The sequence below is a fragment of the Blastococcus jejuensis genome (assembly GCF_039534705.1).
In the GTDB taxonomy this organism is placed as follows: Bacteria; Actinomycetota; Actinomycetes; order Mycobacteriales; family Geodermatophilaceae; genus Blastococcus_B; species Blastococcus_B jejuensis.
The window spans coordinates 49,079-72,147 of record NZ_BAAAVV010000013.1; the positions used below are offsets into that span (position 1 = coordinate 49,079).

Here is a 23,069-nt window from a genome sequence, read left to right on the forward strand (position 1 = left end):
GCATGGCATTTCCCACGTCACCGATGCCCCATGAAGGACGATGGATTGCCGCTCATTGTCGATGGGATCACTCTTCCCTAGCGCTGCCTGTCGCCATTATTCAGGGCATTCGCGAGAGCCTCACGCACCAACCCGGCGCTCTCGCCCAAGCGGTCGATGACGGTGGGAGCGCCGTCTAGTGCATAGTTTGAATGCGCCGTGCGGAGCGCCTCGTACAGTTCGTCCGCGCGACTGAGCGGGCGTCGGTTGGTCAAGAGCCAGTGTGAAAACGTGCCCTCGCCAACGACGCCCACGGGGACTGCCACCGGAATGATAGGACGACGGAGTATGGAGAAGGTCATAGCTAGTGACGTATGATCACTGACCACCATATGGCACGCGCCAAGGACCATAGCAGTGTCCTCATGGGGGCGGATTACGCGGATGAATTCCGACTCCGCACCCAGCAGCATGTCCCTCCACCGGGTTGTGCCGCAGCGGGACACGTCCCACAGATTCTGGTGCATCGTCAACGCAAAGGCGTACTCCCCGACTGAGGCTATGCGCTTGAGTTCGCCCACGAGAGCCTCGCCGAGGGTCGGTACCAGACCGTACGGACCCCAGGTGGACATGATCCCCACGAGCTTCCGGTCACCGATGCCCATCCCCGATCTCGTCTCCTCGGCACGAGCGCTCGCTTTGAGGAGCTCATCTGCGCGCAGGTCACCGACCACCACGATTTTGTCGCGATATTCAGGAACGCCGGCGAGGGCGCGGGTCTTCGCCACCTCGCTCGTGTCGAACATCAACGTGTATACGCGCTCGCCATCCGGCCAGAACACCCGTTGCCGGTCGTAGTAGTAACTACCTCCACGGACGATCCGGGATGGACCAGGCCCATGCGGCATGATCACCTTGGGAATGGTACGGGCGTACTCGAGCGGCATGTGATCCGCGAGGAGTATGAGGTCCCAGGGGTACAAACGTGCTCTCCAGCGCGCGATCGCCTTGACCCTCTCCTGTCGCTGCGCCAAGCCCGTGTGACGGGTGAGCCGCGCCTCCACGCCGTCGAGGTCGGCAATCGTGTGCCACATCCGCAGGACGTAGTCCGCCATCAGCGGATTCGCCGCGGCGAGCAGTACCCGCTGTCGCCTTGTACGGCGGGCTCGCAATGCGATGCGCACGAGCCACAACCACGCCTCGACGCCCGCCAAGAACCACAGCCGCAAGCGCCGACCGACTCGGCGACGAATTGGTGAGGACATCTCTGCGCCTAACTCCTTCCGACGCCCTACAACGACGGAGAGTCGCTCGCGTACCCGTGCGCTCGAGCGGTTGAGGAGGCGGTTTCCCAGGCTGCCGACTGCTGCTCGAGCGTGAGGCGCGACCTGTAGGTTCCGCGTCGCTGCAAGACGGTGAGCCCACCGACGGCACGCTCCGTCGAACGGGACATCGTGAGACCGAGCCGGTCGAGCGTCATCGATACGACGTCACGGGGGTTCTGCAGAAGCTGCTCATACCGGACCTCGAAGTATCGGTCGGGATCAAGCCGCGTAGCGCTGTCACAGGCCACCTCGACCTCACGGGTCCAGAGCTCACCAGCCATCGAGGCCTGCTCGACGGCAGACCGCACGCCGGGCTGCTCCCCAGCACGTGTCCAGAGAGGGAGGTCCTTCCACCAGGACACCGCGAGTAGGGAACTCACCACGTCGAGCGGGGACCGGAGGACGTGGATAAAGGTCGCGTCCGGAAAGATCGCACTCAGGGCCGCCACTCTCCGGGTGTTGCGCGTGTTCTTGTTCAGGAAGACAGCACCCCTCGACCACCGTCGGTGAGCGTCAGCCATGTCACGCGATTTCCGCGCCTGCTCCTCGTCCACGTCGGCCGAACCAAGGACGCCGTCTGCAGCCCCTTGGCGCGGCCCCAGAGCGGCATCCCACAGCCGATAGCCCTCGGAGGGGCGCGGAACGCCGCGATGCGAGGTCGAGCCGCGACGACTCCATCGGAATGCGCCGTTTAAGGCAGCGAGCGACGGGCGCAGTGTTCGGTCCGTCCACGTCGACGGCCATGCGAACCCTGGGTGGGTCGCGAGCAACTCGTACAGCAGCGTCGTACCAGAACGACCGCACCCAATGATGAAGACCGATCCGCTCCGTGCGTCGGATGAGTACATCTACAGCCTCCGTCCCATCCGGCCGGTCGTGCCGTCGTAGAGGGCGCGCAAGTTCATCGCCAGCGTTCGGGAGGCGCGGCGAGGATGAATGACCAGGTTCACAAGCGGCTTACCGATGGCGCGGACGAACAATGCCGAAACCACGTTGATCGGCGCAGCGTGACGCCACCCGATGTACGCGAGGTTCCGAATGCGGTAGTAGTCGGCAGGCACAGGTTCAGAGACGGTCAGCCTCGGACGGCGCCGGAGGCGGTAGTACCTCTCAGGCAGGGGAAACTGCTTCATCAACCCGACGGCCATGTAGAGGCGCCACCCTCTCCTCGTGAGCCTCAGCCCGGTGTCCAGTTCTTCCAGGCCCCAGAAGAGTTTCTCGTCGAACTCGCCCACGTCCCGCAGGGCGGCCCTCCAATACAGCGGAGCGTTACAGCCGTGCAGGTGGTCGACCGGAGCCACCGCCTGGTCGTCGAGTTCCACCCCCAGCGTTCGCAGTGAACGGGCCCGAAACCTGGCGCCCTTCATTGCAATGCCGCCAAAGGTCTCGTCGGCGCGTCGCATCGCCAGAGCCAGTTCGAGCAGGTCACCCAAGACACTCGGGCCCGGGAGCGGATCGTCGTCGTCCAAGAGGAGCACCCAGTCGACGGGATCCACGGCATCGAGCTGTCTGCATCCCACGGCGAATCCTCCGGCCGGCCCGATGTTCTCCGGCTTGTGGACGAGACTCACGCCCGTCTCGCCCCATTCCACACTGTCGAGGACGTCCCTGGTGGCCTGGTGATCCACGCCGTTGTCCACCACGACGATCGTCGATAGCGGATGGGACTGAGCGGCAACCACGCGGGCGGACTCGCGCAACTCGACAGGCCTGTTGTGGGTCACGAGGACCGCTCCTACGGGAACGCCGCGAAGAAGTTCCGACGTGCATTTCGACGCCTCAGTCTCGCTCATGCCCCGCCTTCTTGATCGTCAGATTCACCACGAACGCCTGGACCGTCAGGGCAGCCAATACCGCCAATGACATGAGGAGCCCGCCAATGTGGCCGGAGAACGCGGAAGCGTTTAGCCATGCGCCCCCGAAGAGGAGAAGCGCTCCACTAGCCGTTGTCCAGAACAAGCTACGCCGAACATTCTCGAGGAGTGCGGGCAGTGGGCTCGTAGACCAGGCGGCGACGGCTAGGATAACAGATGTGACGAGACTGGCGAGTGCGGCGCCGTAGATTCCATGAATCGGTATCAAGACGAGGTTCAGAGCCCCGTTCATCACCGCCGCAATCAAGGCCAAGAGAGTCATTCGATAGGTCTTGCCGCCGTAGAAGACCGATGCGCTCGACGCCAATTGGAAGACCGCCGCAGCGAATAACCCGGGAATGAGGACCGCTGTCAACTCGGCAGAATCGCCGTAGGCCGGCGGGAGGAGGGCGCGGGAGACAGTCGGCGCCAGCAGGGAGCCGAAAAGGCAAATCACGGTTCCGACGCCGTAGATGCGCACCACCGCTGAACGGAGCCCACTCAGATCCTGTCCGCGGGCCGCCTGGCTCATCATGGGTTGCAGCGTGCGCACGCCCGCAGCCATGAGGATTTGCATGGGACTGGCCACCCGCTGGCCGACCGCATATGCACCGATGTCACTCAATGCCACGAACCGGTTCAGGATCAGGCGGTCCTGCACCCGGAGGGCCCATTGGGAGGAGCTCAGCGGCATGAGGGGAATGCCGAACCGCAGTAGGGGGCCGAATAATTGCGCACTGCTCGATAGACGAGCTTCGGATAGCAGCAGACGGATGCTGTACATCGAACAAAGCAGCGTCGCGACCGCCTGGGAGAGGATTACCTCAAACGCTGAAGGCTGGTCGACCATCACTAGGATCGCGAGAGCGAAGAGGGCCGTCAAGATTGCGCGAAGAAGAACTACCGTCACATAGCGGCGAACCAGGGCCCTGGTTCTGGTCACCGCCAGAACCGTCTCGATGAAGGCGACGTTGCAGTACGTGATCAGCATCGCCACCAGAATGTAACGACCGTAGGACAGTCCCTCGAGCAAGAACTCCAGAACGGGCCGTCCGATCGTTAACAATGCGACTATGGCTGCCGCAGGTACGATCATCAGCACCAGCCACGCGGCACCTACGATCTGTTGCCCGTCCTTCGCTTCGGGCGGGTTGTGGTAGTACCGCACGATTGACTGGTAGACGCCGAGACTCAACACGGCGCCGCCGAGCCCAGTGACAGTCCCCACCAAGGCGATGATTCCGAAGTCGGCTGGAGCGAGGAAGTAGACATAGGCCGGGAGCATCGCAAGGCCGATTGCCTTTTCAAGGAGATCGCCCGCTGCATACGTGGCGCTGTATTTGAAGAGAGAGCCGACTCCCTTCCTGCGTTTCAGCAGTCCCATAAGACGCACGGCGACTACTGCTTTCGACGCATGGCCTGGCGATACGCTCCGGATGCATATCGCAACGATCTTGACGCGACCGCACTGGCCACAGGGAGATGAACCCTTCCCCTCGGCGACACGGTCGGACTCGGGCGAGAAGTCACACCTTGCCGACCATGCCTAGGTACTTGCCCTCCCAGGCGAAGATCACTGCGTCATCCGGGGAGTAGAGGACGTCGCGGAAGAAGAGATCATCGCCTATATCGTCCATGACAAGCACCGAACGATCGGTAAGGTGACCTCTCAATGCATCCACACAAAACTGTCGACCGGCCCGCGTCTTATCCGAGTCATAATGCACTAAGCCGAAACTTTTCTCTTTAGCCAGGATGTTCTTCAGGTTTGCCCTGTCCCCCTTCGTGTAAAGGTGCCAGTTGGGGTTTCGGAGCCGATCGGGAACGAGATAGCCGATGTACTGCTCAGGATTTGCGATGCGAAAATATGGAAAGTCGCTGGAATAGAGCGAGCCCCGACCATTCGTCTCGATCGCAGCCAGAAACGCCCAGGTGGACCACCCGGCGGCCACCCCGGTCTCCAGGATGCGCTCGGGGGCGAGGCGGCGGGCCAGAAAATAGAGCAATCCATATGCCCCTCCTCCTCCCATCGTAATGCCGGCGTCTTCCAATGCCGCGACGCGTGGACGAGCGTCCGCGGCCATGGCGGATGCGAATTCTTCTGCCTCCCGCCAGAGGTCCGGATCGACTTCCGTTGCCCACGCCGTCATGTCGACAGCGTTAGCGGAAGCCCACGCCTTCGCCTCCTCTACCTCACGACCAGTGGATCTGATCCGCAAGGAGGCCTTACGAGTCATCTCACGCAGGTAGGACGGTCGCAGCGCATTCCGCGCAATGTTTTTCAGCATGCTCGGAGTCCAATCGAATCGCCGCCACGCAAGGATCCGTCTTGAGATTGATTTCGCGGTCCCGGACATTCATCTGACAATGCCGCCTTCGGTTGCGGCGACTCAGCCGGCTGCGGGAAGCCCGGGTTGATCCCGCCCACGGCGGTAACACCGCGGGGACGTAGGAGCCGAACCGCGGTGAACAGCACGATACGTCCGTCCAGTGCCCAGCTTCGGTGCTCGACGTACCAGAGGTCTAGTTCTATCCGCTCCGGCCACGGAATGCTGTTTCGCGCCTCTACCTGCGCCCATCCGGTGATGCCGGGACGCACGGCGAGCCGGCCCCGCTGGCGCATGTCGTAATGCGCGACTTGCTCAGGCAGGGTTGGGCGGGGTCCGATCAGCGCCATCTCGCCGCGCAGAACGTTCCACAGCTGTGGGAGCTCGTCGAGGCTGGTCGACCGCAGGACCCGCCCTAGAGATGTCAGTCGTTCGGGGTCCGGCTCGCCGGCATAGCGTTCAGCGCGCATCGTACGAAACTTGCAAATGTCGAACTCGCGGCCGTACAGGCCGCTACGGCGCTGCCAGAAGAGTGCAGGCGGCCCCATCCGCCAGCGCACGAGCAGCGCCGCAACCGCAGTCACCGGAGCGAGGACCACAGCAGCGGCGGCCGCGAGGATCACGTCCACGGCTCGGCGCAAGCCGTTTCCTCCCCGGTAGCGCCGAGCAGTGATCGTCATGCCACCTCCCAACCGAGGCCGCGCCGGCGGGCCACTGCGGCATAGGTTCGCAGAGACCACGCCGCGACCTCCCTCTGATCGAAGGTGGAACGCGCCCGTTGCTCGGCACCTGCGCTCAGCCGCTGCCGCAACGCCGGGTCGTCCAGCAGAGCGGCGATTGCCGACGTCAACGCGCGCGCATCGCGCGGGGGTGTGAGCAGCAACTGCTGCCCGTGCACCCCGACCTCGCGGCACCCGCGGATGTCGCTGAGCACCATCGGCAACCCGCACGCGGCCGCCTCCATGGCGGACCGCGAGAAACCCTCCCGATAGGAGGGGAGCACGAAGACGTCGAAGGACGAGTAGACCGCTGCCATGTCCGAGCGCGCAGACACCCACTGAACCGCGGGATCTTCGTCGACCACGGCATCTGACTTGTCCGGATCACCCGGGCCGACCCACACGAATCGCGCGCGATCCCCCAATGCCCGAGCGGCTGCGACGAACTCCGCAGTCCCCTTTTCCTTCACCCGCCTCCCCACGACGCCGACGACCACGTCCTCATCCCCCATGCCGAGTTCCTTGCGCACCTTGACACGCGCCAGCGGGTCGTGACGGAACCGCTCCAGGTCGATCCCGTTGCCGACCACCCGGGATCGGGAGGAGCGGACGAACCGCCGCAGGCGCTCCCTATCGGCCGCGTTCTGGTACAGCTCGGCGTGTGAGGCCTGCGCGGCCAGCGCCTCCATACCAAGTACCAACCCCTGTCGCCTCCAGGAATCCCCGGGCCCCGCCCACAGCCCGTGGCAGGTGTTCACCACGACGGGGATACCGGTCGCACGCCCGGCAAGGCGTCCGAGGACGCCTGTCTTCGGGTTGTGCGTGTGCAGGATGTCGAGCTTCAACTGTCGTAACCGGGCCACGAGCTCACCGGCCGCGCGGACGTCGCTGCGCGGCTGCCAGGCTCGGGTCAGGTGCAGCAGCGGCACGTGGGTGACACCGAGCTTCTCGATCTCCGGCACGAAGGGCCCGTGAGCGCTGAGGCCGAACGTCTCCAGACCCGTCTCCACGTCGGTTTCCAGCTCACGGGCGAGTAGCAGGGCCAGGCTCATGTCGACCGTCGTCAGATGGGCGACGCGCAGCGGGCGGCCGCCCGGTCCGCGCAGCACCGGGACATCAACCATGGAGGCCACCAGCCTTGGCGGCGGCCACGACACGGCCGTAGACCCGTTCGGGGATCAACGAGCCGCGCAGCTTCGCCCGGAAGAAGCCTGGCGGATCGGTGCGACGGACCGGTATCCGGCGGAGCCGGGCGAAGTCCACGCCCGGGAGGTTGCGCCCGAGTTCGCCCGTGCTGGCAGAGCGGTACCGCTGGCGAAGTTCGACCTCCATGGCGGGCACCGGCACGCCCCACGGGTACGTGAAGTGGCGTGGTCGCTGCCCCAGTTCTGACTCGATGGTCGCGTCACACAGCTCGAGCTCGTCGACGGTCAAGTGTTCCGGACGAACGTGGTGATGCGTATGCGCACCGATGGTCATGAGGCCTGACGCGGCCATCTCCTCAAGGTGGGGCCATTCCAGCGCCGGCCCCGCGGCCTTTGCCGTGGAACCGTCCCAGTGCATGGTGCCCCCGACGAACGCGGAGGCGAGATAGACGGTGAACGGCATCTCCGCGTCTCGCAGCCGGGGCCACGCGTTCTCGTAGACGTCACGGAACCCGTCGTCGAACGTCAAGACGACGGACGGCGAGCTGTCACCACGCTCCAAGCGGTCCAGCGCTGCGTCCAGACCGATCACATCGTGGGCGGCGAGCGCGTCGAGTTGCGCCTCGAAGTCCGCAACCGACAAGTCCCGCTCGTCGGGCGAGCCGCCGCCCACGCGGTGGTAGATCAACAGCGTGCAGCCGCTGGCCGCCATTCCTGGCAGCAGCCCCAGAGCCCGCTTCAGAGCCCGACGCACGTTCATGAGAGCGTCGCCCCTCGACGCGGCGCGCTGCGGAGATCCGCGACCATGCGGCGCAAATCGGCTGCAATCGGAAGGCACAAGAGCGCGAGGAGGAAGGGGTAGACGAGGCTCCGCTGCCGGGCCAGCAGGCCGAAGTTGTTGAAAGTGGAGAACGCAAAGACGAACAGCAAGAGGTAGACCAGGCACAGCACGGCGTAGGCCCGTCCCGCCCGGAACTTCCACAGGTTCCGCAAGCGCCCCCACGACATCAGCGCGAGCACCAGTAGGAACGTCCCCTCCGCTGCCGTAACGAGACCCTGCATGTTGTCGATCTCCCATGGGAAGGGCCGGAAGAGCACGGTCACCGCGGCCAGCGGCATGTCCAAGGGGGAGTTCACGGGCTCGCCCTGGAACGCCGAACCGCCACGAGCGGTGTCCTCGGCCGTTTCGTTGAGCACCGTCGTGACCGACTGCGCGGACACGTCCTCGACGTCGAAGAAGCTCGCGGCTTGGCGCGCGACCAAGACGCCGACCACTGCCAGCATCGCCAGGGTGATGGCGCGGAACACCGGCGTGAGCGGCGTGCGGTGCATGTCTCGTCGGAGGAGGAAGCCCGCGATGGCAGCGACGAAGACGAGCGCAGTCATGTGCGGTCGGACCATCGCGGTACCAAGCAGACCAAGCGCGAACGGCACAACCGCGCCGCCCGTGCCAGTGATCAGCTTTGCTGCACCGAGCGTCGCCATACCGAGGCCGAATGTCATCCAGGCCTCCTTGCCGAGGCCCGATGGCCAGAAGATCAGCGACGGCAGGAAGAAGACAAGTACGGCGTACCGCCGGTGGTTCGCCCCCGGCATGGCGATGCGGAAGGCGCGATAGAACGCGTACAGCCCCCAGAATCCCAACCAGGCGAATACCAGGTATCCACCGAGCAACGTCGGACCGATCACTGCATAGACGATCCCGGTGATCAAGATCAGGAAGCCGGTACCGAGCAGCGGCACCCCGAGGTCGACCGCAAACTGTCCCGAGTGGATCTGGTCGGCGATGACGGCGCCCTGTCGGTCGTACCTGCTCGCATCCGCGACACCGTCGTACAGCACGAGAGCAACGGCCCAGCGAGCCAGCGCTCCGACGATCTTGCCCGCCAGCGCAACGACCACGATGCGACGGATCCACCGGTCCTCCTCGTGACGCAGCGCGAAAGCCAGTAACGGCCAGCTCGCCAGCGCGAGGATCGGTCCCACGACCAAGGCACCCCAGATGTCGTAGCTCCAGCGCGCCATCCCGACCCCGAGCAGCGCGGCATAAGCCCCGATGACGGCCAGTCCCACGATCACAGCCCATGCCGACTGCGTGAGCCGGCCGGCCAGGCTCAGCACAGCCGCTGAGATCCGCCCGGGATGCGACAGCTCATCAGATCTAACCGCGGACGCTCGGGTCACGAGGGTGTGTCACTTCTGCTCACTGCTCGCCCGCAGGCTCGCCCACCCGGACACCCTTCTGCCGGTACGTGGAACTGCTGGCAGCGCCACGGAGTGGGAGCATCTGGCTCAACGGTGCGCTCGGGCGCGCTCCGACAAGTGCGACACCGGCCACGGGAACACGCATCCGAGCGAGCAGGTCGCTGGCTCGGTCCGCCTGATCGTGCGTCAACCGCCCGCTCCGGCAGCTGACCAGGATCGTGTCGACGTACGGCATCAGGTCCATGGCATCGTTGCCGATGAGCATGGGCGGGCTGTCCACGATGACGACATCGGCCAGGCCGCGCGCCTCGGCCAGGATTCCAGCGATACGCGTCGGCAGGGCCGGGGGCAGGTCCACCATGGTCCCGGCGGTCACGAGTCGGACCCCCTCGACCGCGGTGGGGCGGGACAAGGCCAGCAGGTCCTGGGTCCCTTCCCCGGCATGGAGCAGGTCGGACAAGCCCGGCCCGTCGGGCACGTCGAGGAAGAGGTGAGCTTGCGGCCGACGGAAGTCGCAGTCCAGCACCAGTACCCGGCGTCCGCCCTCGGCCATGGCCGCCGCCAGATTTGCCACCGTCGTGGTCTTGCCCTCGCCCGAGCGGGCACTCGCCACCAGGATGACCTGCGGCCTGCTGTGCTCAGCATGCCTCTTGGCACGAGCATCGTCGGTGCCGATCGGCTGGAGAACATGGCTCGGGATGAGCAGGATCGAGGATCGGAGAGACCGGTAGGCCTCCGCCACCATCGATGCAGGCTGTGTCTGGAGGACGAGCGCGTGCGCCCGCCGCAGGGAACGCCGCATCCGGGGGATCTCGGCCAGGACGGGCACCCGGTAGGCGCGGTGGACATCGGTACGGTCGCGGACGCTGGTGTCGAGACGCTCGACCAGCAGCGCAAGCGCGACTCCCAGCACGAGCCCCACGACGAGGCCCACGACGGCAAGCCCGGTCCGGGTCGTCAGCCACGTGATCGGGCCGGTGTGGGCCGGCTGGGCGATCGCGCGCTGGAGGAGTTGGACACCGGGGTCGTCGCCACCCGAACGGGCGGTCGCCTCGGCGATGGTTTCCTCGGCGAACGCGTCGGCGATGGCAGCGGCCCGAGAGGCCGTCTCAGCAGTCACGGAGATGGTCACGACACCAGTGCTGGGGTCGGCCGTGACCTGGGGGAGCTGACTGAGCGACGCGACGTCGCCGGTGTAATCCACACGGTCCGCCACGGCAGCGGGAACGGGACCGGTGGTCACGAGCAACGCCGTGACCTTCGTGGGCAGCCCGCCGCTGGACTCCCGCCCGTCAGGTGGTTGCAGCAGCGTTGCCGTCGCCGTGTACGACTCCGAGAGCCCACCTGTGGTCGGCGTCAGAAGCAGGATCGCGGTCAGGGCCACAATTCCGGATGCGATGACGATCTTCCAGCGGCGGCGCAGAATCTTGAGGTAGTTCGTTTGTTCCATGTCTGTCACCTGTGTTGTGGAGGGAGGGGCTCGGTCGACGCCGACGCGGACGGCCCCACTGGCTGCTTCGGGGGCGGCTTCATGCGCCGCCGGCTCGTGTCAGAAGAGCTCCAGATCGCCGAGGCGCACGGCCCAGCTCTCTGCGGCCCGGACGTCGGGTAGGTCATCGGGCAGACCGGGGAGCGGCCGCGTCGTCAGGGTGAGCGCGGCCCCGGGCAGCGGCAGGAATCCGAACCGATGCAGCACGCCGGTGTTGGCCTGCCGAGGCACGATCGTGGCGACGTGGTCACCGCCGGCCCGGACGAACGCACGTATCAACCGGCGCAGGGTCCGCCGATCGTCCGGCCTGACGATGAGCTCCGCGAGGTTCAGCTCCCGCAGTTCGCCTCGGTTGCGCATGCGGCCGATGGCGACGCCCCGGAGCACTCCCCCCTCGTGGACGGCTGCGTACCGATAGGTCAGGCCGGGGACGTCGACGTACCGCCAGGTGATGTAGTCGCGGGTCAGCCGCGTCCGGAGCCGGTCATCCCCGCGTCGTGCTGCCTCTACCTCCTCGAGCAGGTCATCGAGGCCGGTTAGCGCCGGCAGGTCCGCGGTAGTGGCCAGGTCGCAATCCGGCTGAGCGGCGTTGGGTACCGGCAGGGCGGTCCGCGACCGCATCGCGTAGCGGGCGAAGCGCAGCGGCCGCACCGGCCGGATCAGCACCGGCAGGTCGTCGACGACGGTCCACCCCATGGACAGGTAGCCGGGTTTGCTCTGGTCGTTGGGCGTATTGAAGACCAGCATGGTGTCGGCCGCGGCAACCTCGAGCGCTTCCGTCGTCAGGCGCTTGAAGATGCCTTGTCCCTGGAATGCGGGATGCGTCGCGGTGTCGACGGCGCGCACGGCCCGGACCGTACGGGTGCCGCACAGGAGCTCCCACCGCATGAACGTGCGCAGCCCGACGATCTCACCGGCGCTCTCGGCCACCAGCGCCACGGATGGCCCGAAGGGGTTGTCCAGGTGCTTCCACCGGAAGAACGCAGCATCCCGTCGCCCCGTCGGGCCGCCGGCGAGGCAGGTCTCCAGCAGCGCGAGGCAGCTCGGGATGTCCGCCGGCTGGAACGGACGGACGGTGAGGGTGTGGGCTGGGGTGCTCATGCGGCCTCGTAGATCTCCTCGATGCGGCGCGTGGCACGTCGGATGTCGAAGGATTCCGACCGCGCCAGTGCCGCGAGGGACAGGCGACGACGAAGCCGGTCATCGGTCAAGAGTCGATGCACCGCGTCGGCGAAGGCCTGCGGGGATCCGGGCGAAACGAGCAGGCCCTCCTGTTCGTCCGTGATCACCTCGGGCGTGCCCCCTACCGCGGTCACGACCGCCGGTAGGCCGGCCGACAGCGCCTCCAGCAGCGCGATGGGGAGGCCCTCGAAGCGCGACGTGAGCCCGAAGATGTCGAAAGCCGGCAGCAGGTCCGCGACGTCGTCGCGCATACCGGTGAACAGCACCACGTCCGCAAGGCCGAGCTCCTGGGTCTCCCGCTCCAGAGCTTTCTGCAGCGGCCCGGTTCCGATGATGACGAGTCGGAGGGCGGGATGGGCGACCCGCAGCGACTGGACCGCGCGCAGCATCGTGACCTGGTCCTTCTTCGCGGTCAGGTTGCCGACCGTGCCCACCACGGGGGCGTCGGGCGCAAGGCCCAACAGCCCGCGGGCACGCGCGCGTGCGCCGGCATCCCGCGGTGTGTCGAGATCGATGCCGTGCACGAGCACCTCGACCGGGGGGGCGGCCCGCAGGTGCGGCACCCGGCGCATCTCGATGCTGTCGGCAACTGCCTGAGACACCGCGATCACGTGATCGTTGCGCGCGTAGGTCGCGAGGTTGGCCGCGTAAGTCGGCCAGCGGTAGCGCTGCCACGTGTTGTGCTCCGTGTGCACCAACCGGGGGGAATCGGGCCACAGCAGCAGCCGTGCCGCCACGGCGGGCACGGGCATGTGCGTGTGGACCACGTCGTAGCCGCGTTGCCGGACCAGTCTCCTCAGCCGCCAGGCCCAGGACGGGTCGAACCCACGCCGCAAGCCCAGGCAGTGCGCCGGGATACCGGCCTCGGCGAGCTCGCCGACCAGGGCGTCCTTCTGCGGCAGGAGGTATGCGACCTCCACCTCGAAGCGGGATGCGTCGAGCGTGCGGGCGCACGACACGAGCAGCTTCTCCGCCCCGCCCCGACCGAGGCCCTTGGCCAACCACAGCACCCGGAGACGGCTCATGAGCGGCTCACAGCGGCACCACCGTGCTCGGCCGCGGGCTCCCGATGGCGTTGCGCGCATCGAAGAGGAGTTTCGCGTGGCGCGTGAGCTGATCGGTGTCGTAGCTGGAGTGCGGAGTCAGCAGGAGGACGATGTCGGCCGCCTCCAGCGCGGCTCCGGTCAGAGCCGAGCGACGCAGGTTGAGCTCGTGCTCACGGATCTCGCTCACGAACGGATCGTGAAAGCTGATCCGTGCGCCCTTGCGCGCCAGCCGCCCCAGGACCTCGATCGCGGCCGACTCGCGCAGGTCACCCACGTCCGGCTTGTACGTGACGCCGAGGGCGAGCACGGAAGCATTCTTCACGGCCTTGCCGTGCTCGCTCAGCGCCTCGATGACCCGGGTGGTGACGTAGGTCGGCATGTGAGCGTTGATGTCCTGCGCCGTCTCGACGAGGCGGAACGGGCGGCCCGTGTCGCGCCGGGATTGCCAGGCGAGGTAGGTCGGATCCAGTGGGATGCAGTGGCCGCCGACGCCCGGACCGGGATAGAACGGCATGAATCCGAAGGGCTTGGTGGCCGCGGCTCGGATGACTTCCCACACGTCGATGTTCTGCTCGCCGCAGAGCGTCGCCAGCTCGTTCACGAGGGCGATGTTCACCATGCGGAAGGTGTTCTCCAAGAGCTTGGCCATTTCTGCGGCCCGGCAGCTGGAGAGCACTTCGACGTCGTCGACGAGTTGTGAGTAGAACAGCCCCGCAGTCCGAGACGACGCCTCATCGATGCCACCGACGACGCGCGGCGTATTGCGCAGCCCGTACTTGACGTTGCCGGGATCGATCCGTTCCGGGGAGTACGCGAGCAGGAAGTCCCGCCCAGCGCGCAGCCCACCCGCTTCCAGGAGCGGCCTGAGAATCTGGTCGGTCGTGCCCGGGTACGTCGTCGACTCCAGGATGACGAGGCTGTCGCGCTGTAGGTGCGCGGCCACGGCTCGTCCGGCGTCCTCGATGAAGCTCAGATCGGGACGGTGCTCCACGACGGGGGTCGGCACGCAGATGACCACGACGTCGCAGTCGGCCACCGCGGCCGGATCCGTGTCGAAGGACAGCCGCCCCGTGTCGACGGCGGCGGCGAACATGGCGTCGTCCACGCCAGGGACCACGTTGCGGCCGAGGGCGAGTTCACGGATGCGTGCCCCGTCGACGTCGACCGCGCGGACCGTCAGGCCGTCGACGGCGGCGGACGCCGCCAACGACAGCCCGACGTAGCCCTGGCCGACGACGCCGACCACCGCTTCGTGGCGGGTGAGCCGGCGCTGCAGACGCTGCGTTCTCACGAACGGTTCCTCTCGGATCTGGTGCACCACGGAGCGTGGAGGGTTGTGGGCATGGCGGCCACCTCAGCGCGCCTCGATGAACGCGGAGAGGGTAGCCAGGACTGTGTTCACCTGGTCGGCCGTCAGGGCAGAACCGCTGGGCAGGGTCAGGCCGTTCGCGAAGAGATGGTCGGCCGCGCCGAGCACGAGTGAGCGGGCCCGGGCGAACACCGGCTGCTGGTGCATCGGCTTCCACAGCGGCCGCGACTCGATGTCGGCCCGGTCGAGAGCTGCCCGTAGGTCATCGGCGTCCCAGCCGGCCTCGGTCGGGTCGACGACGACTGCAGTGAGCCAGCAGTTGTCACCCTCGTCGCCAGGACGCTGGAAGACCCGGACGCCCGACGTGCCCCCGAACACGTCGGCGTAGGCCGCCCGCAGCGCCCGACGGCGACCGATCATCTCGTCCAGCCGCTCCAGCTGAGCCAGACCCAGAGCAGCCAGCACGTTGCTGAGCCGGTAGTTGTAGCCGATCTCGGTGTGCTCGTAGTGCACCGCAGGCTGACGGGCCTGGGTGCTGAGGTACCGCACCCGCTCGGCTGTGGCCGCGTCGTCGGTGAGCAACATGCCACCGCCGCTGGTGGTCATGACCTTGTTGCCGTTGAACGACAGCGCCGCCATCGCGCCGAACGAGCCGGCCGGCCGACCCGCGCACGTCGATCCCAGCGACTCGGCCGCGTCCGACACGACCGCCACGCCGAATCGCTCGCAGATCGGCAGCAGCCGCCCGTAGTCCGCGCACCGACCCAGCAGGTCCACCGGGATCACCGCGGCGACCGTGGCGCCCTCGGCGTCCAACTGCTTGAGGGCCTGCTCCAGCAGCTCGGGGTCGAGGTTGCCGGTGGCCTCCTCGCAGTCGACGAAGAACGGTTCCGCGCCGGTGTACGCGACAGCGTTAGCAGTCGCCGCGAAGGTCATCGTGGGCACCACGACGACGGTCCCGGGACCGGCACCGGCCTGGAGCAACGCCAGGTGCAGCGCCGCCGTCCCCGACGAGAGGGCGACGGCATGCCGGCGTCCGCACCGCTCGGCCATTGCCTGCTCGAAGGCGTCGACCATCGGGCCGAGCGGAGCGATCCAGCCGGACCGGACCGCCTCCACCACCATGTCCTCTTCGCGGCGGCCGACGTCCGGCGGCGACAAGAGGATGCGCTCGCGGGCCCCCTGGTGGGCGGTCATCCCTGCACCGCCGACTGCGCCCAGCGGGTCTCGATCGGGTCGACCTGGAGCACGGCCTCGAGCGGCGGGAACGGCCGCTGCAACCATGCCTCGAGGTCACCTTCGACGGGCGGCACCGGAACATGGCTGATCAACGGGTGCACCGGCCGGCTGTCCAGCTCCTCCTTGCCGAACAGTTCCTCGTGCAGCTTCTCGCCGGGGCGCAGGCCGGTGAAACGTATGCCGATCGGCCGACCCTCCATCGCGATGAGCTGCGAGGCCACGTCGGCGATGCGTACCGGCTCGCCCATCTCCAGCACCAGAGCCTCGCCCTGGGTGCCGATGGCACCGGCCTGGATCACCAGCTGCACCGCCTCGGGGATCGTCATGAAGAAGCGCGTGACATCGGGGTGGGTGACCGTGACCGGGCCGCCTCGGGCGATCTGCGCGGCGAAGGTCTCGAGGACGGAGCCGCGGCTGCCCAGCACGTTGCCGAAGCGCACGGAGAGGAAACGACCCTCGCTCCGCTGCGCGTACGTGGCGGTGAGCCGCTCGGCCATCCGCTTGGTGCGGCCCAGCACGTTGACCGGGTCGGCGGCCTTGTCCGTCGAGATGTTGATGAAGTGGCTGACGCCGACAGCGAGTGCCGCCTCGAGCACGTTGCGCGTGCCGAGAACGTTGGTCTTCCACCCCTCGTCCGGGTACTGCTCGAGCATGTTGACGTGCTTGAGCGCGGCGGCGTGGAAGACCACGTCGGGCATCCGCCGCAAGAACAGCTGACGCAGGGCCTCGCCGTCACGGATGTCGGCCAGGATCGCCTCCGGCAGATGCAGTTGCGCCTCGCCGTGGATGCTCAGGCTGACCGCATGCAGGGCCGACTCGTCGCGGTCGAGCATCATCAGCTCGGTCGGGCCGAAGTGATGGATCTGCCGGCACAGCTCCGAGCCGATGGAGCCGCCGGCGCCGGTGACCAGCACCCGCTTGTTCTTCAGGTAGCCCGCGATCTCCCCGATGTTGGTGTCGATCTGGCGCCGGCCGAGGAGGTCGGCGATGTCGATGTCCCGGACGTCGCGGATGCCGATCCGTGTGCTGAGCAGGTCCGACAACGAAGGCAGGACCTTCACCGTGAGGCCGGCGTCGGTGGCTCTCTGCGAGATGTCCCGGACCAGCGCCGAGTCGGCCGAGGGCAGCGCGAGCACCAGCACCTCGGCGTCGGTGGCCAGCGCTGCGGATCGGATGTGGTCCCGATCGCCCAGCATGCGCACGCCACGGACACGCGCGTGCCGCTTGGCCGGGTCGTCGTCCAGCAGGCCGACCGGCACGTAGGGGCTGGCCGGGTCACCGAGCATCGATCGGATCAGCTGCTGACCCGCGTCCCCGCTGCCGAAGACCAGGGTGCGGCACCCCTGTCGCGGCCGCACGGCTCCCTCACGCTGGCTGCGGATCACGAGCCGGTAGGTGAGCATGAGGACGAACGCGACGACGGAGCCGATCAGCGGCACCGACAGCGGCAGCAGGCGCGGCATGCCGGCCACGAGGTCGACGCTGAAGGACACCAGGGCCGCGGTTGCCACCGCGGCCGCCAGGGGCTTGAACTCGTCGGCGCTGCCCACGGCATATCGCCCCTGGTGCAGCCGGAGGGCACCGGCGACGGTCAGGAAGGTCGCCGCCGCTGCCGCCGTCCCGATCAGCAGCCCGACGACGCCGACCCGCTCCATGTCACCGTCGTAGCGCGCGACGACGACGAGGGTCATGCCGGCATGAAGGGAGAGCAGGTCTGCCAGCACCATCGCGAGCCGGGCGAGCTTCCAGAACGCTCCGGGGCGCGGCGTCATGAGGCAGGCCTCCTGACAGCGGGCAGGCCGGGAACAGCGGACCGGCACGGAAACTGGAGATACGACGAGCAACGGACGACGGCGGAATCGGTGACGGGGCCCGCCGAGTAGAACTCGTTCAGGACGACGCACCCCCGTCGCGGGGCCCGCCCGCACGCCAGTTCGCCGAGCTCGAGTCGCCCCCCTCGCCGGCCAACTGCTCCTCGGTGAGCAGCTCCGCGATGGTCACCCGCTCCTGGGGAAAGACGTTGCCCCGATACGACGCCGAGACCGATCGCCCCGGTTGAAGCACGTCCTCCAGGTCCAACTGAGCCCCCGCTCGACATCCCGGGCCCTCCCCCCGTGGGGGACCCGCACAATCCTCACCGCGCTCGACTTCTTGAACGCTGGAAGGCAGCCGGACAGTACCTGCACTGACCCGTCCCGTTCACCCCTTCGCGCACAGATAAGTACGGCGCATACGCCCTGTGGAGGGGTCGTCACCCATACGTGAACGACTCGCTCGGTAATCGTCGCCTCCGCGACTGCTCGATCACGCACCGCAGTCAAGGAGCGGCAGCGATGTCCGTTTCCGTGGCGTTGAGGGCAGCACCAGAAATGGCGAGGTAATGACTCAACAGGAGTTCCGACCACCAGAAATGGTCAATCCGTCCCGTGTCATCGGGAGACGGAACGAACCTCGCTACCCCGGGCCGCTATGCGTTCGCGCTGGGGGATCACCGTGTACTTGGGGTCGCGGGCGCTGGCCATGCCGGCGTCGAAGACGCCGAACCGCGTGAGCAGCGAACCTGCTGCGAGAAGCGTTCCTGACGCAACCCGCCCCCACCGGGTACGACCGCCCAGCACGGCCAGCCCGAGCCCCGACGCGGTGCACGCCTTGGCCGCCCGCATCAGCTTTCCGGCCCGGCCCTCGTGGTACGGCTCGGCGACGATGCTCTCGTCGCCCTCCACCTGGTGCACCACGGCCAGCTCGAGCGCCGCACCGGCGATCGCCATCTTCCGCGCCGGCTCCGACTCGGCCATCGGCGTCAACGCCATGCACAGCCCGCCGCCGGCGGCCATCGCCGAGCCGGCGAAGACGAACGGCAGCTTGCCGTGGAACTCGTGCCACGACGGCACCGCCGTGTTCGACAGCAGCACCGCGGTGTAGGTCGCCATCGGCCCGCCGAACAGGCCGGCCACGATCCCGCCGAACCGCTTGAGCCGCGGGAACCAGCCCAGCAGCTCCACCGCCGCCGTCGCCCCGGTCGCCGCGCTGAACGGCGACAGGATGTAGGTGCCCACCGACAGCGGCGACGTCGGCTTGAACACCCGCAACATGTGCAGGAACCGCTCCGGCCGCCCCAGGTCGTGGATCAGGAACACCACCGACGCGATCGAGCCGCCCCCGGCCACGAGTCGCGCCGTCCTCGTCAGCGCCGTCCGCCCGGTCAGGTCGGCGAGCGCTCCCAGCACCGCCGACGACCCGGCCGCTCCCCCGAGGAACAGGTACAGCGGCACGTCCGGGGTCTTCCACACCGGCGCCTTGATGATCGGGCGCCCGTAGTACGAGGTGAACTCGGCGTCCTCGACCATCGCGACCTCACCGGCGGCCCGCCGCCCGCTGCGCCGCCGTCCGTCGCCGTTGCCCTTCCGCTTCTTCTTCGGGTACCCGCCATCGGCCCGCCGCCAGCCCGCCCCCGGCGTCGCCAGACCCTCGGTCATCGCCGCGACCCGAACACGGCCGACACCGCGACGCCCACGATCATCGCCGCCGCGGCCCCCGCCGCCTTCCACATCGCGGGCAGGTCCCGGGTCGTCACGACCGGGTCCGGCGGGAGGCCGTAGACCTCCGGTTCGTCGAGCAGCAGGAAGAACGCCCCGTTGCCGCCGACGCCGTCGTTCTCGTCGCGCCCGTACAGCCGCGCCGACTCCACGCCCTGCGCCTGCAGCGTCGCCAGCCGCGCGTCGGCCCGGGCCTGTAGCTCGTCGAGGTCGCCGAACTGGATCGACTGGGTGGGGCACGCGGTCGCGCACGCCGGCATCAGCCCGTCGGTCAGCCGGTCGTAGCACATCGTGCACTTGAACACCCGGCCGTCGCCCTTGCGCTGGTCGATGACCCCGTACGGGCAGGAGGGCACGCAGTAGCCGCAGCCGTTGCAGATGTCCTGCTGGACGACGACGGTGCCGAACTCGGTGCGGAACAGCGCCCCGGTCGGGCACACGTCGAGGCAGCCGGCGTGGGTGCAGTGCTTGCACACGTCGGAGCTCATCAGCCACCGGATCTCCCGGTCGGCCGAGTGCCCGGTCTGCGGGTCGAACTCCGCCAGCGCCTCGGCGTTGAGCACCGACGCCTGCGCCTTCGCCAGGCTGTCGGGCTCGCGGACGTCGATGTCGGGGTCCGGCGTCTCCCGCCGCGCCCCCGGCAGCCCCACCCCGGGCATCGGCAGGTCGACCGTGCGGCTCTGCTCGATGAACGCCACGTGCCGCCACGAGTTGGCGCCGAGCATGCCGGTGTTGTCGTAGCTCATGCCCGACAGCCCGATCGCGTCGAGCGTGCCGTCGGCGTCGTCCATCGGGAGCGTGTTCCACTCCTTGCACGCCACCTCGCAGGCCTTGCAGCCGATGCACACCGAGGTGTCGGTGAAGAAGCCGACCCGCTTCGGGTGGTCGTCGGCGTAGCCCGCCTCCGCCGAGACGTCGGGCAGCGGCCCGAACAGCCGGTTCTTCCGCTGAGCCTCCGAGAGGCCCGGACTCGCCGAGCTCACCGTCGTCATGCGCACTCCCGGTCGGTCATGAGGTCTCCACCGGAGCGCGGCCGCCGATCGGGACGGCGCCGGAGTCGATCCCGGCCCGCCGGCGGTACTCCTCCAGGAACTCGACCATCGCCTTCCCGCGGGGACGGCGCCCCGGCTGGATGTCGCAGGTCGCGGCCTTGCTCTCCTGGATGTGGGTGTTGGCGTCCATGTGCACGCCCAGCAGGTCGTTGGCCGAGTCGCCGGTCGCGATCCCCCGCTCGCCCCAGTGGTACGGGATGCCGATCTGGTGCACGACCTGCCCGCCCTTGAGCTTCAGCGGCCGGATGCGCTCGCTCACCAGCACCCGCGCCTCCACCGCCGCCCGCGCCGTCACCACGGTGGCGAACTCCCCGTGCTCGAGCCCGCGCTCGGCCGCCAGCTCCGGTGAGACCTCCACGAAGAACTCCGGCTGGAGCTCGGCCAGGTAGGGCAGCGTGCGGCTCATCCCCCCGGCCGTGTGGTGCTCGGTCAGCCGGTAGGTGGTGAACGCGTACGGGAAGACCTCGGACAGCGACGGGTTGCCCCGGTTCCACGGCGCCCGGATCTCCTCCTTGGTCGGGTTGGACTGCACGGAGTAGAGCGCGTTCGCCACCGGCGACTCGGCCGGCTCGTAGTGCGTGGGCAGCGGCCCGTCCTGCACGCCCTTGGGCGCGAACAGCCAGGCCTTGCCGTCGCTCTGCATGACGAACGGGTCGGTGCCGGCGATCGCGTCCTGCGCCTTCGCGCCGTCCGGCGGCACGTAGTCGGGCCGCTTGGTCGCCTCGAAGTCGGGGACGTCGTCACCCACCCAGCGGCCGGCCGCCTCGTCCCACCACACGTACTTCTTGCGCTCGCTCCACGGCTTGCCGTCGGGGTCGGCCGAGGCACGGTTGTAGAGGACCCGGCGGTTCAGCGGCCACGCCCAGCCCCACTCGAGCGCGGTCGGGGACTGCTCGGTGCGCGGCACCCGCCGGGCGGCCTGGTTGACCTCGTCGGCGTAGACGCCGCAGTAGATCCAGCAGCCGCTCGTCGTCGAGCCGTCGTCCTTGAGCTCCATGTAGCTCGACAGCGCGCGGCCGTCGGGGCCGACGCCGTTGATCTCCCGCAGCACCGCCTCGGCGCTGGGCTCCTGCTCGTCGCCGTGCACCGGGTAGTCCCAGGTCAGGTCGAGCAGCGGGCGGTCGTTCGGATCGGTCGACCCGGCCAGCTTCCAGCGCAGCAGCCGGCCCAGGTGGAAGTAGAACCACAGGTCGCTGCGGGCGTCACCCGGCGGCTCGACCGCCTTGTGGCGCCACTGCAGCAGCCGCTGCGTCTGGGTGAAGGTGCCTTCCTTCTCCACGTGCGTGGCGGCCGGGATGAAGAAGATCTCGGTCGGGATCTGCTCGGTGACCAGCTCGCCGGTGGCGATCTCCGGCCCGTCCTTCCAGAAGGTGGCCGACTCGATCATCTGCAGGTCGCGGACGACGAGCCACTCGAGGTTGGCCAGCCCGAAGCGCTGCATGCGCCCGTTGGCGTGCCCGACCGTCGGGTTCTCCCCCACCAGGAAGTAGCCCGAGATCTTGCCCTCGATCATGTCGCTGACCGTGCGGTACGAGCTGTGGTCGCCGTTGATCCTGGGCAGGTAGTCGAAGCAGAAGTCGTTGCCCGGCTGCGCATTCTCGCCCCACCAGGCCTTGAGCAGGCTGACCATGTAGGCCCGCTTGTTGCCCCAGAACCCGCCGGTGCCGGCCGCGTCGGCGCAGTACTCCTCCAGCGAGTCGTGCTGGTCGGCGTGCGGCATCGGCAGGTAGCCGGGCAGCAGGTTGAACAGGGTCGGAATGTCGGTCGAGCCCTGGATGCTCGCGTGCCCGCGCAGCGCCATGATCCCGCCGCCCGGCCGGCCCATGTTGCCCAGCAGTGCCTGCAGGATCGACGCCGTCCGGATGTACTGCGCGCCCACGGTGTGCTGGGTCCAGCCGACCGAGTACACCCACGCCGTCGTCCGGTCACGGCCGCTGTTCGCCGTCACCCACTCGGCGACCTTGAGGAAGACCTCCGGCTCGATGCCGCAGACCTCGCTGACCATCTCCGGCGTGTACCTGGCGTAGTGCCGCTTGAGCACCTGGAAGACCGAGCGCGGGTGCTGCAGGGTCTCATCGCGCCAGCCGTGCCCGTGCAGCGGCGGACCACCCGAACCGGCCGCCTCCGGCCGGGCGGCGTCCTTCACCGACTCCTGCTGCGACCCCGCCTCCTGGGCCTGCGCCGTCCCCGGGGAGTCCTCGTTGACCTCGTCCTCGCGGTCCTCCTCGTACTGCCAGGTCTCCTGGTCGTAGTTCCGCTTCTCGGGGTCGTAGCCGGAGAACAGGCCGTCGAGGTCCTCGGCGTCCTGGTAGTCCTCGCGCAGGATCGACGCCGCGTTCGTGTAGGCGACGACGTACTCGCGGAAGAACAGGTCGTTGGCCAGGACGTGGTTGATCAGCCCGCCCAGGAACGCGATGTCACTGCCCGCGCGCAGGGGCACGTGCAGGTCGGCGATCGCGCTGGTGCGGGTGAACCGCGGGTCGATGTGGATGACCTTCGCGCCGCGCGCCTTGGCCTCGGTCACCCACTGGAAGCCCACCGGGTGGCACTCGGCCATGTTCGAACCCTCGATGACGATGCAGTCGGAGTTCGCGAGGTCCTGCTGGGTGTTCGTGGCACCGCCACGACCGAACGAGGTACCCAGACCGGGCACCGTGGAGGAG

General features: G+C 68.0%; 18 protein-coding genes. All 18 read right to left on the reverse strand.

From position 1 onward, the window contains the following. Positions 1-77: 77 nt before the first annotated feature. A complete protein-coding gene (locus tag ABD644_RS19520; protein WP_344690714.1) occupies positions 78-1,163 on the reverse strand; it encodes a hypothetical protein in 1,086 nt (361 codons plus the stop codon). Between the two features lie 107 nt (positions 1,164-1,270). Next, positions 1,271-2,152 carry a sulfotransferase family protein gene (locus tag ABD644_RS19525; RefSeq protein ID WP_344690715.1) on the reverse strand — a complete coding sequence of 294 codons (882 nt, stop codon included), beginning with the start codon at positions 2,150-2,152 and terminating at the stop codon, positions 1,271-1,273. After that, positions 2,153-3,097 carry a glycosyltransferase family 2 protein gene (locus ABD644_RS19530; RefSeq protein WP_344690716.1) on the reverse strand — a complete coding sequence of 315 codons (945 nt, stop codon included), beginning with the start codon at positions 3,095-3,097 and terminating at the stop codon, positions 2,153-2,155. It lies immediately after the preceding gene. Next, a complete protein-coding gene (locus tag ABD644_RS19535; RefSeq protein ID WP_344690757.1) occupies positions 3,084-4,541 on the reverse strand; it encodes a lipopolysaccharide biosynthesis protein in 1,458 nt (485 codons plus the stop codon). The genes ABD644_RS19530 and ABD644_RS19535 overlap by 14 nt, the downstream gene beginning before the upstream one ends. Before the next feature lie 142 nt (positions 4,542-4,683). Then, a complete protein-coding gene (locus ABD644_RS19540; RefSeq protein WP_344690718.1) occupies positions 4,684-5,445 on the reverse strand; it encodes a class I SAM-dependent methyltransferase in 762 nt (253 codons plus the stop codon). Then, positions 5,439-6,164 (reverse strand): sugar transferase, encoded by a 726-nt coding sequence (locus tag ABD644_RS19545; RefSeq protein ID WP_344690719.1) that lies wholly within the window; start codon positions 6,162-6,164, stop codon positions 5,439-5,441. The genes ABD644_RS19540 and ABD644_RS19545 overlap by 7 nt, the downstream gene beginning before the upstream one ends. Further along, positions 6,161-7,327 carry a glycosyltransferase gene (locus ABD644_RS19550; RefSeq protein WP_344690720.1) on the reverse strand — a complete coding sequence of 389 codons (1,167 nt, stop codon included), beginning with the start codon at positions 7,325-7,327 and terminating at the stop codon, positions 6,161-6,163. The genes ABD644_RS19545 and ABD644_RS19550 overlap by 4 nt, the downstream gene beginning before the upstream one ends. After that, positions 7,320-8,108 (reverse strand): polysaccharide deacetylase family protein, encoded by a 789-nt coding sequence (locus ABD644_RS19555; protein ID WP_344690721.1) that lies wholly within the window; start codon positions 8,106-8,108, stop codon positions 7,320-7,322. The genes ABD644_RS19550 and ABD644_RS19555 overlap by 8 nt, the downstream gene beginning before the upstream one ends. Beyond that, positions 8,105-9,469 (reverse strand): hypothetical protein, encoded by a 1,365-nt coding sequence (locus ABD644_RS19560; RefSeq protein ID WP_344690722.1) that lies wholly within the window; start codon positions 9,467-9,469, stop codon positions 8,105-8,107. The genes ABD644_RS19555 and ABD644_RS19560 overlap by 4 nt, the downstream gene beginning before the upstream one ends. An 82-nt stretch (positions 9,470-9,551) precedes the next feature. Beyond that, positions 9,552-11,003: a nucleotide-binding protein gene (locus ABD644_RS19565; RefSeq protein WP_344690723.1), complete on the reverse strand. Its 1,452-nt coding sequence runs from the start codon at positions 11,001-11,003 to the stop codon at positions 9,552-9,554. Positions 11,004-11,102: 99 nt separating this feature from the next. Beyond that, positions 11,103-12,143 (reverse strand): GNAT family N-acetyltransferase, encoded by a 1,041-nt coding sequence (locus tag ABD644_RS19570; protein WP_344690724.1) that lies wholly within the window; start codon positions 12,141-12,143, stop codon positions 11,103-11,105. Beyond that, positions 12,140-13,249: a glycosyltransferase gene (locus ABD644_RS19575; protein ID WP_344690726.1), complete on the reverse strand. Its 1,110-nt coding sequence runs from the start codon at positions 13,247-13,249 to the stop codon at positions 12,140-12,142. The genes ABD644_RS19570 and ABD644_RS19575 overlap by 4 nt, the downstream gene beginning before the upstream one ends. Positions 13,250-13,256: 7 nt before the next feature. Next, the gene (locus ABD644_RS19580) at positions 13,257-14,561 is read right to left on the reverse strand and encodes a nucleotide sugar dehydrogenase (protein ID WP_344690727.1); all 1,305 of its coding nucleotides are present in this window, start codon (positions 14,559-14,561) and stop codon (positions 13,257-13,259) included. A 63-nt stretch (positions 14,562-14,624) separates the two neighbouring features. Next, positions 14,625-15,776 (reverse strand): DegT/DnrJ/EryC1/StrS family aminotransferase, encoded by a 1,152-nt coding sequence (locus tag ABD644_RS19585; protein WP_344690728.1) that lies wholly within the window; start codon positions 15,774-15,776, stop codon positions 14,625-14,627. Then, positions 15,773-17,590: a polysaccharide biosynthesis protein gene (locus ABD644_RS19590; RefSeq protein ID WP_344690729.1), complete on the reverse strand. Its 1,818-nt coding sequence runs from the start codon at positions 17,588-17,590 to the stop codon at positions 15,773-15,775. The genes ABD644_RS19585 and ABD644_RS19590 overlap by 4 nt, the downstream gene beginning before the upstream one ends. A gap of 657 nt (positions 17,591-18,247) precedes the next feature. Then, complete coding sequence (gene nrfD / locus ABD644_RS19595; RefSeq protein WP_344690730.1) at positions 18,248-19,294, reverse strand: NrfD/PsrC family molybdoenzyme membrane anchor subunit; 1,047 nt, start codon at positions 19,292-19,294, stop codon at positions 18,248-18,250. After that, positions 19,291-20,346, reverse strand: coding sequence for a 4Fe-4S dicluster domain-containing protein (locus ABD644_RS19600; RefSeq protein ID WP_344690731.1), 1,056 nt, complete (start codon positions 20,344-20,346; stop codon positions 19,291-19,293). Before ABD644_RS19600 ends, nrfD begins: the two co-directional genes overlap by 4 nt. A gap of 16 nt (positions 20,347-20,362) precedes the next feature. After that, on the reverse strand, positions 20,363-23,059 hold the full coding sequence (fdh, locus tag ABD644_RS19605) for a formate dehydrogenase (protein WP_486303490.1): 2,697 nt from the start codon (positions 23,057-23,059) through the stop codon (positions 20,363-20,365). Positions 23,060-23,069: the final 10 nt, after the last annotated feature.

What these genes read in the sequence shown, in the direction of transcription:
- ABD644_RS19585 (WP_344690728.1), bottom strand. Translation starts at nt 15,776, where the DNA reads ATGACCGCCCACCAGGGGGCCCGCGAGCGCATCCTCTTGTCGCCGCCG.
- ABD644_RS19555 (WP_344690721.1), bottom strand. Translation starts at nt 8,108, where the DNA reads ATGAACGTGCGTCGGGCTCTGAAGCGGGCTCTGGGGCTGCTGCCAGGA.
- ABD644_RS19575 (WP_344690726.1), bottom strand. Translation starts at nt 13,249, where the DNA reads ATGAGCCGTCTCCGGGTGCTGTGGTTGGCCAAGGGCCTCGGTCGGGGC.
- ABD644_RS19545 (WP_344690719.1), bottom strand. Translation starts at nt 6,164, where the DNA reads ATGACGATCACTGCTCGGCGCTACCGGGGAGGAAACGGCTTGCGCCGA.
- nrfD (WP_344690730.1), bottom strand. Translation starts at nt 19,294, where the DNA reads ATGACCGAGGGTCTGGCGACGCCGGGGGCGGGCTGGCGGCGGGCCGAT.
- ABD644_RS19535 (WP_344690757.1), bottom strand. Translation starts at nt 4,541, where the DNA reads ATGGGACTGCTGAAACGCAGGAAGGGAGTCGGCTCTCTCTTCAAATAC.
- ABD644_RS19590 (WP_344690729.1), bottom strand. Translation starts at nt 17,590, where the DNA reads ATGACGCCGCGCCCCGGAGCGTTCTGGAAGCTCGCCCGGCTCGCGATG.
- ABD644_RS19565 (WP_344690723.1), bottom strand. Translation starts at nt 11,003, where the DNA reads ATGGAACAAACGAACTACCTCAAGATTCTGCGCCGCCGCTGGAAGATC.
- ABD644_RS19530 (WP_344690716.1), bottom strand. Translation starts at nt 3,097, where the DNA reads ATGAGCGAGACTGAGGCGTCGAAATGCACGTCGGAACTTCTTCGCGGC.
- ABD644_RS19600 (WP_344690731.1), bottom strand. Translation starts at nt 20,346, where the DNA reads ATGACGACGGTGAGCTCGGCGAGTCCGGGCCTCTCGGAGGCTCAGCGG.
- ABD644_RS19540 (WP_344690718.1), bottom strand. Translation starts at nt 5,445, where the DNA reads ATGCTGAAAAACATTGCGCGGAATGCGCTGCGACCGTCCTACCTGCGT.
- ABD644_RS19570 (WP_344690724.1), bottom strand. Translation starts at nt 12,143, where the DNA reads ATGAGCACCCCAGCCCACACCCTCACCGTCCGTCCGTTCCAGCCGGCG.
- ABD644_RS19525 (WP_344690715.1), bottom strand. Translation starts at nt 2,152, where the DNA reads ATGTACTCATCCGACGCACGGAGCGGATCGGTCTTCATCATTGGGTGC.
- ABD644_RS19550 (WP_344690720.1), bottom strand. Translation starts at nt 7,327, where the DNA reads ATGGTTGATGTCCCGGTGCTGCGCGGACCGGGCGGCCGCCCGCTGCGC.